Here is an 11,862-nt window from a genome sequence, read left to right on the forward strand (position 1 = left end):
ATCACTTTACACTTGTCATAGCGACTACAGCTTCGCAGCCACTTCCGCCCCCTGGCGAATCGCACGCTTGGCATCCAGCTCGGCAGCCAGGTCTGCGCCACCAATCAGATGGAAATTCTCACGCCCCTCCTGATACAGCTCACGAAGGGATTCCTGACCCGCACAAAGAATCACATGATCCACATCCAGCACACGGGTCTCTTCACCGATCTTGATGTGCAGGCCGGCATCGTCGATCTTCTCGTAGCTACAGCCGGGCAACATTTCCACGTTACGGGATTTGAGGGTGGCGCGGTGAACCCAGCCGGAGGTCTTGCCCAGATCCTTGCCCAGTGAAGACGTCTTGCGCTGCAGCAAGGTTATCTTGCGTACTGGCGCCTCCACTTCTGGCTTGACCAGACCACCGCGTGCTTCGCTATCCAGACCCACACCCCATTCCTTCATCCACTCTGGCAGGGGCTGCTCGCCTTCACGGGGTGCCTCAGCCAGGAACTCCGAGACATCGAAACCAATACCGCCAGCACCAATCACCGCCACTTTCTCACCCACTTCCGCCTTGCCACGCAACACGTCGACATAGGACAGCACTTTCGGATGATCCACACCCGGAATACCCGGAGTACGGGGGGTCACGCCCGTGGCGATAACAATTTCATCAAAACCCTGCCTCTCAAGGTCAGCCACTTCCACACGGGTATTGAGCTGCAGGTTTACCCCTGTGGCCTCAATCCGTTTGGTGAAATAGCGGATGGTGTTATGGAACTCTTCCTTGCCGGGAATTACCTTAGCCATGTTGAACTGGCCCCCGATTTCACCAGCCTGATCAAACAGGGTGACATCATGGCCACGCTCTGCCGCCACCGTGGCGCAGGACAGACCCGCCGGCCCCGCGCCAACCACCGCCACTTTCTTTGGCTTGGCCGTTTTCAGGTACAGCAACTCTGTTTCATGACAGGCGCGGGGGTTCACCAAACAGGAGGCCCGCTTGAGCTGGAAGGTGTGATCGAGACAGGCCTGGTTACAGGCAATACAGGTATTAATTTCATCTGCACGACCTTGCGCCGCCTTGTTGACGAATTCAGAATCCGCCAGCAAGGGCCGCGCCATGGAAACGGCATCGGCATGGCCATCCACCAGAATACCTTCTGCCACATCAGGATCGTTGATCCGGTTGGAGGCCACGACGGGAATGGATACCACGTCTTTCACCTTGCGGGTGGCTTCCACAAAAGCAGCCCGAGGCACAGAGGTAACGATGGTCGGAACACGCGCCTCATGCCAGCCAATGCCGGAATTGAGAAGGCTGGCACCGGCGGCTTCCAGTTCGCGTGCCAGATCCAGCACTTCTTCATGGGTGCAGCCATCCGGCACCAGATCAATCACCGACAGGCGGAACATGATGATGAAGTCATCGCCGCAACGCTTGCGCGCTTCACGGACAATCTCTACGGGGAAACGGCGACGGTTTTCGGCACTACCGCCATACTTGTCTTTGCGCTTGTTGGTGCAGGGTGCGGTGAACTGGTTGATCAGATACCCTTCTGAACCCATGATCTCGACACCATCATAACCGGCTTGCTTGGCAAGCCACGCTGTGTGGGCAAAATCCTTCACCGTCTGCTCTACCTCTTTGGTAGACATGGCTTTCGGCTTGAAGGGATTGATCGGGCTCTTGATCGCCGATGCCGAGCGGGAGAAGGGATGGTAGCTGTAACGACCCGCATGCAGAATCTGCAGGGCAATTTTGCCGCCCTCGCGATGCACCGCATCGGTTACCTTGCGGTGATTGCGTACATCAAAACGGCTGTTGAAGAGACCGGCAAAGGGGTAAAACCAGCCTTTCTTGTTGGGGTTGAATCCGCCGGTGACGATAAGGCCAACACCACCCCGGGCACGCTCGGCAAAATACGCTGCCAACTTGGGGAACTGCCAGAAGCGGTCTTCCAGACCGGTGTGCATGGAGCCCATAATCACCCGGTTCTTGAGCTGGGTGTGGCCCAGGTCGAGCGGGGCAAGAAGATGGGGATAGTGCTTGGCTGTCATGGTCAGTTCTCCGAAAATGCACCAATGATGGCTGTATTGTATCTGGACAGCGTCAAGTTAAGGGGTTATGTTGACAGTGTCAAGATCATTCAAGAAATACACGCAACCATGCGCAAAGCCTAAAGACAGGGAAACACGATTCGCATGACTCAGAACGCTCGTTATCACCATGGAGACCTGCACGACACCCTGCTGCAGGAAGCCAACACCTTGCTCAACGCGCATGGTGTGGAAGGCTTGTCACTACGCAAGCTGGCCGAGCGCGCAGGAGTATCGCGTACCGCCCCCTACCACCACTTCCGGGACAAGAACGCCCTGCTTTGCGCGCTGGCCACCCAGGCCTTTGCCCAACTGGATGAAATCATCCAACGGCAGCTGGATACCACCGGCAACCAGCCGGATATCCAGGCCTTTGTGATTGAGTACCTGCGTTTTGCTACCGAAAACCCCGAGCAATACGAGCTGATGTTTGGCCGCACCCTGTGGAAAAGCGGCGAGCCGACCCAGGAACTGAAACAGGTTGCCTATCGAAGTTTCCGCCGTTACGCGGAAGGCCTCAGCGCCCTGCTCCAGGGACGCCTGCCTCAGGGGAGCAATCCCCTGCGTGTCGCCCAGGCCAGCTGGGCCACCATTCACGGCCTTTGTCGCCTGACTATCGACGGTATCTACGTTAACCAGGAAGACATGGAAGCTGTGAGTCAGCAGGCCGTCACCCTGATTCTGGCGGCGCTCAATTCCACCAAAAACGACTGATACACCGTCATTGACGTCCCCCTGAGTGCTCTGGTCATGTTCCCCTCTCTGGCATGCCGATAGCCTGACCTTAAAGCACGTTGCCCGCCGATACAGACCGGACAGCGCATGAACTCAAAACAGGGAGGCTGCCATGAAATCGATCCCCACTTTCTGCCGTGTCTGCGAACCCTCCTGCGCTCTGGTAGCGCAGGTTGAAAAGGGAAAAGTGCATCGCCTGCAGCCAGACAGGAACCACCCGGTGACCCAGGGTTTTGCCTGTCACAAGGGGGTCAATTATCTGGCTATCCACCAGGATCCGGATCGCCTAAATTCCCCGCTGGTGCGCAATGGTTCACGGCGACCAGGTGAAGGGGAATGGCAGTCGCGAGACTGGAACACTGTCACAGGCGAGGTCGGCACCGCCCTCAAGGGAATCCTTGAAACCCATGGCCCGGATGCTATCGCCGGCTATATCGGAAACCCCACCGCATTTAACGCCTTGGGGAGTCAGGCTATCGGCGAGTTCTTCATGAGCCTTGGCAGCCGCCGACTGTTTAACTCCGGCACCCAGGACTGCGCCAACAAGTTTGCCGCCGGCGAAGCCGTGTTCGGCACCAGCACCCTGCATCCGCTGCCGGATTTTGATCACACCGATTGTCTGCTGATCTTTGGCGAGAACCCGAAAGTCTCGCACATGAGTTTTATCTCCATTGCTGATCCCATGGCGAAAATTCGCGCCGCCTGCCAGCGTGGTGCCAATGTCTATTACATCAACCCGCGCAAGATCGAATCCGCCAGCCCGAAAACCGGTGAAGTGATCCAGATTCTGCCGGATACCGATCTCTACCTGATGGCTGCCCTGCTCCACGAGATGGATGCGCTGGGCCGCTTTGATGAAGCCGTTCTGCAAGAGCATGGCAAACATGTGCAGGAACTGCGGGACTTTATCGCTCCCTACTCCGCCGACGCCGTCGCCGACATCGTGGGCTTGCCTGCTGAGCAGATCCGCGCACTGGCCGATGAATTCAGTGGCGCCGAGCGGGCCGCGGTGCATATGTCCACCGGCGTCAACATGGGACGCCATGGCACCCTCTGCTACTGGCTGTTGCAGATGCTCAGTTTTGTTACCGGCAACCTGGACAAGGTCGGCGGCAACTTCTACAGCGAGGGCTTCTACCCTGCGGCCAAGGCCGGCCGGGTGCGCAGTGATGAGGTGTTCTTCTCCAGCGCCTATGGCGAGTTGCGCCATATCCGTGGCGCCCTGCCCGGCAACCTGCTGCCGGACATGATTCTCGATGATGACAAGCCGATTCGCGCGCTGGTGGTGATCGCCGGCAACCCGCTACTCAGTGTGGGTGGCGAAGCGCGCTGGCGTGAAGCACTGGAAAAACTGGATCTGCTGGTGGTCATCGATCTGTTCCGCAACGCCACCGGCGAGTATGCCCACTATCTGCTGCCTTCCGCCGACATGCTGGAGCGCCCGGACATCAATATCTGCGGCCTGGGGATGCAGTACCAGCCCTATGTGCAATACACCGATGCGGTGGTGCCGCCCGCCGAGGAACGCAAGGAAGAATGGTGGATCCTGTCCCGCCTGTTGCAGCAGATGGGCATGCCCGCCTCCCTGCTGGATCAGCCCGGCAACCCCTTCGGCCGCCTCGAACACATGATGTCGCGCCATGAGATCAATGTGGAAAAGCTCAAGGCCTCGCCCTCCGGCACCGCGGTGCTGGACACCCAGTCCATCGGCCGCTTCTACGACGATTTCCTGCAGACCGATGACAAGCGCGTGGACTGCTGCCCGCCCCTGTTTAGTGAAGCCATGGCGCTGGCCCACACCCAGTTCGAGGAACTCAAGCAGGATGCCCCCGCCTTCCGGCTGATCAACCTGCGTACCAACTACATGCACAACAGCTGGTACCAGAACGTGCCGAAACTGAAACGCGGCAAGCATGATCACAACCCGCTGCACATGAGCCCCGAAGACATGGCGGCACTGGGTCTGGAAGATGGAGACAGCCTGACGGTCAGCAATGAATATGGTGAAGTGCAGGCGCAAGCGCGTGGCGACGACACCCTGCGCCCGGGAGTGGTGGCCATGACCCACGGCTGGGGTAACCAGAAGACCCCGGGCATGACCGTGGCCAACCGCTACCCGGGTGTGAATATCAATGCGCTTTTGCCCAATGGCCCCGGCAGCTTTGAAAAGCTCAGCAACCAGGCCTTCATGAGTGGCGTACCGGTGAATCTCAGCGTCTGATGCCTGATGCAACAGACTCGCTAGAACCTGCTGTAGGAGCTTGCCTGCAAGCGATCCGAGCTCAAGCGAGGTAAGGATTCCAGAAGCGAGTTTCGAAAATCAAAAGACCACAACCAGGCACGAGGTTTGAGATTTTGCCTTTCGCAACTCGCTTCTCGTGACTCGAAACTCATTTCCTCGCTTAGGCTCGGATCGCGGTCGAACGACCGCTCCTACAGCCAGGGTCGGACCGGGGCCGAAGATCCGGAGCGTCTGCCGCGGCGCCGGGTTAGCGGGTGGTCGACGCCAGAAAATCTTTCAGTGCCTCAATGTAATCCTCGAACGCTTCGAACTGCGGCACATGACCGATGCCATCCAGCTCCACCAGCGTCGCATTCGGGATGCGGGCGGCGGCCTGTTCGCCCAATTCGCCATATTTGCCCAGTTTTTCCCGCATATCGGCAGGGGCCCGGTTGCGACCCAGGGCAGTACGATCCCGGGTACCAATGACCAGCAACGTTGGCATGGGCAAACGATCAAATTCATGCACCACCGGCTGGCTGAAAATCATGTCGTAGGCCAAGGCCGAGTTCCAGGCGATCCGCGGGTAATCCGGGCCCCGGATCCAGCCCTGCTGCAGCTCCAGCAGCGGGTCATAGGCAGGCTTCCACTGGCCATCAAAATAGCTGGCCGTCATGTAAGCCTTTACCTGCTCCGGTGTCTTGGCCTGGTCGCCCTTGTACCAGGCATCCACGGACTGCCAGGGCACGCCCTTCTGCTGCCAGTCCTCCAGTCCGATCGGATTCACCAGGGCCAGTGACGTGGTTCGCTCGGGAAACATCAGGGCGAAACGGGTGGCCAGCATGCCGCCCATGGAATGCCCCACCACCGACACCTTTTCCACCTTCAGGTGATCGAGCAGACGGCGAGTCTGGTCCGCCAGGGTATGAAAGGAATACTGAAAGGCTTCTGGCTTGGAAGACTTGCCGAAACCGATCTGGTCTGGCACCACCACCCGATAGCCGGATTCACTCAACGCCGCAATGGTGTCTTTCCAGTAGGCACCGGAGAAGTTCTTGCCATGCAGTAACAGCACCGTCTCGCCATTGGCCGACTCGGACCGCACGTCCATGTATGCCATTTGCAATGATTGCTGCTGCTCATCAAGCACAAACTCACTCACGGCATACGGATACGGGTATTCGCTCAATCGAGCATCCAGCGCCGTGGGGGCGGCCAGCAACGGAGAGCAGACAAACAGGCTGAACAACAGCACCAGGGCATTGATTCTCAGGGCAGGCATGTCATCTCCAGTGATTCCGGTATTCAAGGCTGAGAACGACACAGCGCCGGAAAGTTCCTTCTGCAGCAGGTGCCATCCATCCGCTTGACGGTAGCTCACTGGATTCGAAATGTGATGCAATTGGCATAATGAACGTGGCTCACTATAGTCAGCCTATTGGGGGGCATGACCTGTTTGGGGGGATACAAGCAGAGGCATTGCAGATTACAGTTTTGCCCGCAACGTGAAGGCAGTACGTCAGAGACTCTGAGGGGGAACATCACAATGGAAACCTTGCTGGATTTCGTGGGGGAAATCTATGAAGCCTCCTACAAGCCGGATCATTGGGATCATGTGATGGAACAGCTTTGCAGCCGTTTCATGCAGGCCAAGTCAGGCGCGATTTTCATCGAAGACCACTCCAGCAATACCCGCAGCATGATTGGCGCCTACGGATTGCCCGCAGCGGTACGTACCTCCTATCGCTTTGGCATGGGCAAATACGACCATACGTTCAAGATCCAGAGCCGCATGCCCGTAGGCGAAGCCTCTCAAGTCACCGAGGCAGAGCGGGTTCGCAAGGACCACCCCTTTTATTACCGCCTGATTCTGAAACCCAATGACATTGGCTACATTTCTGCCATCAACATCTACAACGATGAAGAATGGCATGTGGGCATTGGCCTGCATCGTTCATTCTCTGCGCCCCCGTTCTCTGAACAGGACTGCAAGACACTGACCCTGCTGTATCCCCACTTCAATCGTGCGCTGCGTATTCACCGTGAGTTCCACCGACTTCGCACCCGGCAACAGAGTCTGCATGAGGCGCTGTCCCGTTTCATGATTGGCCTGATCATTCTTGGTCCGGATGGACGCGTCAGCTACCAGAACCCGGTGGCAGAAACCCTGATGGCCAACCACGGCGGGCTCATCCTGAAAAATGGCAGGCCCAGTGCCCACTACCCCGATGAGGACCACCGCCTGCAGAGCATGATCAACAAACAGCGGAATATCGACAGCCAGGACATCAAGTCCAGAACAGAGGCGCTTGGCGTGCATCACCCGGATCGGGAAATGAACATGAATGTGATCCTGTCACCCCTGGCTACAGAGCAGAACCTTGTTCCGCAACAGCCAGGCAGCGTGGCTCTCTATCTGTCAGACCCGGACTCCGCGCTGAATCTCCCCGCCTCCGCGATCCAGTCCCTGTATGGCATGACCCCAAAGGAAGCCCATGTGGCCATCGCCCTGACCAACGGCCTCAACCCCAGCCAGATCAGCGAGCAGAACAACGTCTCAGTGGACACCGTGCGCTCCCAGCTGAAAAGCATCTATTCCAAGATGGGCGTGAACAAACAACAGGACGTGATTCGGGTGTTGTTGTCTACCGGGACGCTGGCATAGCCGTTATGCCGGTAACGGCAGACAGATCCTTACCGCCACCCCCCCCATCTCGCTGCGGTCCAGTGCCAAGGTGCCTTGATAGGCCACGGCCAGATCATGGGCAATGGCCAGGCCCAGCCCATAACCCTGCTGGCGCTCGTTCAGACGTTCACCCCGCTGTAACACGGTGTCCCTGCGTGCTACGGGTATCCCTGGGCCATCATCCTCTACAACGACAACACACTGCGCCTCGTCGAGTTCGAAGCGCAGTGCGATACGCGACTCTGCCCATTTAAAGGCGTTGTCCAGCAGGTTACCGAAAAGCTCCAGCATGTCTTCACGTTCAAAGGACAACGTCTCCCCGTTGAGCCCACTCATCTCGAAGATCAATTGCCGGTCATGAGCACGCTCAAGGGTCATCATCACCAGCGGCAGATCCTCTTCCGGGCAGAACCGGTTGGCCGCCGTAGCTCCAGCCGCGACCCGGGCCCGACTGAGCGCACGCCGAACCTGCCCTTCCATTTGCGATACCTGATCATTCATCAAGTGATGCAAATCAGGGTCTTTCAGCAGCAGATCCTGGTTGCAACAGTTCTTGAGTACTGCCAGTGGGGTCTTCAGGGCATGGCCCAGATCGCCCATGGCATGGCGGGAGCGTTGCAGCTGTTGCTCGGTATGTTGTTGCAGGCGATTGATTTCTGTCACCAAGGGCTGCAACTCCCGGACCACATTACCCGTCAGTGCCGAGCGCTTGCCCTGACGAAGCTGTTCGATTTCGGCACGGGCCCGACGCAGCGGAGACAGCCCTCGCCGCAGCAACCATTGTTGTACCAGCGCCAGTAACGCCAAGATCAACGGCCAGGACACTAACATAGCCGTACGGGCTCGCTGATAGGCCTGGCGCACCGGCGAGTAATCTTGGGCAACCGACACAGTGACCGGCTGCCCGCGCACCTGATATTGCTCTTTATAGCCAAGCAGCAATTGCTCTGCCGGGCCTTCCAGCAAGCCACTGGCGACGCCTGGGGTCACCGGGGGTGCCAATGGTGCATCCCACAGGGAGCGGGAACGCCAACGGGCCTGTGGGGTTTCCACAACGAAATAACGGCCCGAATAAGGCCGTCGATAAGCGGGATGCAACCGTTCATTTCGCAGGGTCAGGGCGTCATCTGGTCCCGGTTCCAATGCAGCAAGCACGCCTGCGGCATCGGCCCGCAGTTGCTCCACCAGCCGGCCCCGTTGTTCCTGCTCCAGCCACCACAGTGCCGCCTGACTGATCAACAGTCCAGCCAGCAGCAGGCTGGCAAACAGGCTGATCGCCAGTCGCCGCCCCATGGAAGAGGTCACGACAATTGCCCCGTGTAGACATACCCCTGGCCACGGCGGGTTTCGATCACTGCCTTGCCGAGTTTGCGCCGCAGGCGATTCACATGCACTTCAAGCACATTGGAATCCCGATCGCTTTCGTTGTCATAAAGGTGAGAGGCCAACTGCCCTTTCGAGAGCAGCCTGCCCGGGTTGTGCATGAAATAACGGAGCATACGGAACTCGGCACCCGTAAGAGCGATTTCTTCTTCTCTGTGCCACACTGTCTGCCGGCTTTCATCCAGTTTCAGCATTCCCGCGCTCAGCCGCTCGTCATTGGCATTGCCATGGCTTCGCCGCAGCAGGGCCTGAATACGCAGCAATAATTCATCCGGATGGAAGGGTTTGGTCAGGTAATCATCCGCCCCCTGACGTAACCCCTCAATGCGCTCGGACCAACTGTCCCGTGCAGTGAGGATCAATACTGGAATCGACAGCCCTTCCTGGCGCCACTGTTTCAGCACCTGCAGTCCATCCATGCCCGGCAGGCCAAGGTCCAGTACCACCAGATCAAAAGGATCATCATGAACCCGCACCACCGCATCACGCCCGTCAGCAAGCCAGTCAACGGCATAACCATGTTCTTTCAATAGCGGGACCAGTTGGTCCGCCAGCGCGATACTGTCTTCCACAAGCAGGATGCGCATCAGTCATCTATCTCATCATCGAGGATACGGCCGTCACGGGCATTCACTTCCAGCTCACGCACCACACGCTCACGCGTTAGCAATTCAATCTCGTAGATCAAACGGCCATCGTCGCGCTCCAACTCCACTTCCAGCAAGCGGAAATCCGGATAGTGAGTATCCAGGGTTTTGAGCAAAGCATTCAGCGACATGATTTCGCCCTGCTCCCGAAGCCGGAGCGCCTCATCATGGCTGACATCATCCGCAATCAGCCTCAGCGGACACAATAACAGCAGGGCGACCAGTGCCACCCTGCTGCCAAAATGCACAGATACGGCTGTGTTAATCGCGCTCTTCACCGAGCAGCTCACCGCTGATTGCATCAATATCCAGATCCCATTCCTGACCTTGTGCATCGCGCAGCTCCACCTGGTAGATGTAGCGGCCATATTCGTGCTCCAGGTCCGTATCGGTAATTTTCGCTTGGGGGTGTTTATCGGTTGCCACTTTGTCCAGCTTGTCCAGAGACAGGATGGTTCCCTCTTTCACCAGAGACTGTACCTGATTATGGGGTACATCATCAGCCAGTACGGCGGTGCTTGCGGTCAGCCCCATCAGGGTGGCGATCATCAGTTTAGCGGCGGTGTTCATGGCGTATCTCCTTTGGGTTGAACAAATGTCTGTTGAACACAGGAGAGACTGTAGATGCCCAAGCTGAATTCAGCCTTAACGCAAGCTGACGGCCAGCTTAAGGCACAGCGGAAGAAAGGGCGCTTTGCGACCACAAAAAAACGGGCCCCTTGGGGCCCGCCTTTCAGTGGTGACCTGACGTCACCTTACTCTCGCCGGATTGGCCGGGAGGTTACTTCTCGAGAATCGCCACCACGCCCTGACCACCCGCAGCACACACGGAGATCAGTGCACGGCCGGAGCCTTTTTCGTTCAGCAGCTTGGCGGCGTTGGCGATGATACGGCCACCGGTAGCAGCGAACGGGTGACCGGCTGCCAGGGAGGAGCCTTTCACGTTCAGCTTGCTGCGATCAATGCTGCCCAGTACTTCTTTACGGCCCAGGGTTTCCTTACAGAACTTCTCGTCTTCCCACATTTTCAGGGTAGACAGAACCTGGGAAGCAAACGCTTCGTGGATTTCGTAGAAATCGAAGTCCTGCAGGGTGATGCCAGCCTTGTCCAGCATGCTCGGTACACCATAAGCCGGAGCCATCAGCAGACCTTCTTTCTTGCCGATGAAATCAACAGCCGCCGCTTCACCCAGAGTCAGGTAAGCCAGTACCGGCAGACCACGCTCTTTGGCCCACTCTTCGGTGCCCAGCAGTACCACGGAGGCACCATCGGTCAGCGGAGTGGAGTTCGCCGGGGTCATGGTGCCGTCCGGACCACCGAAGCAAGGCTTCAGGGTAGCCAGTTTTTCCAGGGTGGAATCGCCACGCATGTTGTTGTCGCGGGACAGACCCTTGAACGGGGAAATCAGATCATCCTGCCAGCCATCTTCATAGGACTTGGCCAGATTCTGGTGGGATTTCCATGCCAGCTCGTCCTGCTCTTCACGGGGAATGCCCCACTCTTTGGCAGTGATCGCCTGGTGCTCACCCATGGACAGGCCAGTACGCGGCTCACCATTCTTGGGGATATCGGGCATCAGGGATTTCGGGTTCAGCAGTTTCAGACCCAGCTTGGCACGCTCGCCGTTGGTCTTGGCACGGTTCAGCGCCATGAACACCTTACGGGCATCTTCGTTAACACCCAGCGGCGCGTCAGAAGTGGTATCAACACCGCCGGCGATGGCGCAGTCAATCTGACCCAGTGCAATCTTGTTGGCGACCAGGATCGCCGCTTCCAGACCAGTACCACAGGCCTGCTGCAGGTCATAAGCCGGAGTTTCCGGAGCCAGTTTGGAACCCAGTACAGATTCACGAACCAGGTTGAAGTCACGGGCGTGCTTCATTACCGCACCGGCCGCCACTTCATCAATCTTCTGACCATGCAGATTGAAACGGTCAACCAGACCATCGATGGCAGCAGTCAGCATTTCCTGGTTGCTGGTATCGATGTAGGCAGAATTGGAACGGGCAAACGGAATACGGTTACCGCCGATAATGGCAACCTTGCGTACGGCTTTACCTGCCAGCATAACAATGTCCTCTAACAGAATCAGGGCAGTCATCCGGGGA

10 protein-coding genes are annotated in these 11,862 nt (G+C 57.8%); 3 read left to right on the top strand and 7 right to left on the bottom strand.

Features of this window, described 5'->3' with window-relative positions:
• Positions 1-24: 24 nt before the first annotated feature.
• Entirely contained in the window at positions 25-2,043 is a 2,019-nt protein-coding gene (locus Y5S_RS01645) for an NADPH-dependent 2,4-dienoyl-CoA reductase (protein ID WP_035229739.1), read from the bottom strand.
• Between the two features lie 144 nt (positions 2,044-2,187).
• Here Y5S_RS01645 and Y5S_RS01650 point away from each other — a divergent pair, with 144 nt between their 5' ends.
• Together Y5S_RS01650 and Y5S_RS01655 are read left to right on the top strand one after the other, a co-directional pair.
• The gene (locus Y5S_RS01650; RefSeq protein ID WP_035229741.1) at positions 2,188-2,796 is read left to right on the top strand and encodes a TetR/AcrR family transcriptional regulator; all 609 of its coding nucleotides are present in this window, start codon (positions 2,188-2,190) and stop codon (positions 2,794-2,796) included.
• A 133-nt stretch (positions 2,797-2,929) separates the two neighbouring features.
• Positions 2,930-5,038, top strand: a complete 2,109-nt coding sequence (locus tag Y5S_RS01655) for a molybdopterin-containing oxidoreductase family protein (protein WP_035229744.1) — start codon at positions 2,930-2,932, stop codon at positions 5,036-5,038.
• 268 nt (positions 5,039-5,306) lie between these two features.
• On the opposite strand, the gene Y5S_RS01660 is transcribed toward Y5S_RS01655, so the two are convergent.
• Positions 5,307-6,320 carry an alpha/beta fold hydrolase gene (locus Y5S_RS01660; RefSeq protein ID WP_035229747.1) on the bottom strand — a complete coding sequence of 338 codons (1,014 nt, stop codon included), beginning with the start codon at positions 6,318-6,320 and terminating at the stop codon, positions 5,307-5,309.
• A gap of 264 nt (positions 6,321-6,584) precedes the next feature.
• Between Y5S_RS01660 and Y5S_RS01665 the strand changes: the two genes are divergently transcribed.
• On the top strand, positions 6,585-7,703 hold the full coding sequence (locus Y5S_RS01665) for a helix-turn-helix transcriptional regulator (RefSeq protein WP_035229749.1): 1,119 nt from the start codon (positions 6,585-6,587) through the stop codon (positions 7,701-7,703).
• A gap of 3 nt (positions 7,704-7,706) precedes the next feature.
• Here Y5S_RS01665 and Y5S_RS01670 read toward each other — a convergent pair whose 3' ends face one another.
• The 5 genes from Y5S_RS01670 to Y5S_RS01690 form a co-directional block, all read right to left on the bottom strand.
• Positions 7,707-9,029, bottom strand: coding sequence for a sensor histidine kinase (locus tag Y5S_RS01670; protein ID WP_231552603.1), 1,323 nt, complete (start codon positions 9,027-9,029; stop codon positions 7,707-7,709).
• Positions 9,026-9,694 carry a response regulator transcription factor gene (locus Y5S_RS01675; protein ID WP_035229750.1) on the bottom strand — a complete coding sequence of 223 codons (669 nt, stop codon included), beginning with the start codon at positions 9,692-9,694 and terminating at the stop codon, positions 9,026-9,028. The genes Y5S_RS01670 and Y5S_RS01675 overlap by 4 nt, the downstream gene beginning before the upstream one ends.
• Positions 9,694-10,032 (bottom strand): PepSY domain-containing protein, encoded by a 339-nt coding sequence (locus tag Y5S_RS01680; RefSeq protein WP_231552604.1) that lies wholly within the window; start codon positions 10,030-10,032, stop codon positions 9,694-9,696. The genes Y5S_RS01675 and Y5S_RS01680 overlap by 1 nt, the downstream gene beginning before the upstream one ends.
• The gene (locus Y5S_RS01685) at positions 10,016-10,324 is read right to left on the bottom strand and encodes a PepSY domain-containing protein (protein ID WP_035229752.1); all 309 of its coding nucleotides are present in this window, start codon (positions 10,322-10,324) and stop codon (positions 10,016-10,018) included. Before Y5S_RS01685 ends, Y5S_RS01680 begins: the two co-directional genes overlap by 17 nt.
• A 211-nt stretch (positions 10,325-10,535) precedes the next feature.
• On the bottom strand, positions 10,536-11,822 hold the full coding sequence (locus tag Y5S_RS01690) for an acetyl-CoA C-acetyltransferase (RefSeq protein WP_035230009.1): 1,287 nt from the start codon (positions 11,820-11,822) through the stop codon (positions 10,536-10,538).
• Between the last annotated feature and the right edge of the window lie 40 nt (positions 11,823-11,862).

It is taken from the genome of Alcanivorax nanhaiticus (genome assembly GCF_000756665.1).
GTDB lineage: Bacteria > Pseudomonadota > Gammaproteobacteria > Pseudomonadales > Alcanivoracaceae > Alcanivorax > Alcanivorax nanhaiticus.

Bases quoted from the DNA above. Each gene is read 5' to 3' on its own strand.
- Y5S_RS01645 (WP_035229739.1), bottom strand. From the start codon at position 2,043: ATGACAGCCAAGCACTATCCCCATCTTCTTGCCCCGCTCGACCTGGGC.
- Y5S_RS01650 (WP_035229741.1), top strand. From the start codon at position 2,188: ATGACTCAGAACGCTCGTTATCACCATGGAGACCTGCACGACACCCTG.
- Y5S_RS01655 (WP_035229744.1), top strand. From the start codon at position 2,930: ATGAAATCGATCCCCACTTTCTGCCGTGTCTGCGAACCCTCCTGCGCT.
- Y5S_RS01660 (WP_035229747.1), bottom strand. From the start codon at position 6,320: ATGCCTGCCCTGAGAATCAATGCCCTGGTGCTGTTGTTCAGCCTGTTT.
- Y5S_RS01665 (WP_035229749.1), top strand. From the start codon at position 6,585: ATGGAAACCTTGCTGGATTTCGTGGGGGAAATCTATGAAGCCTCCTAC.
- Y5S_RS01675 (WP_035229750.1), bottom strand. From the start codon at position 9,694: ATGCGCATCCTGCTTGTGGAAGACAGTATCGCGCTGGCGGACCAACTG.
- Y5S_RS01685 (WP_035229752.1), bottom strand. From the start codon at position 10,324: ATGAACACCGCCGCTAAACTGATGATCGCCACCCTGATGGGGCTGACC.
- Y5S_RS01690 (WP_035230009.1), bottom strand. From the start codon at position 11,822: ATGCTGGCAGGTAAAGCCGTACGCAAGGTTGCCATTATCGGCGGTAAC.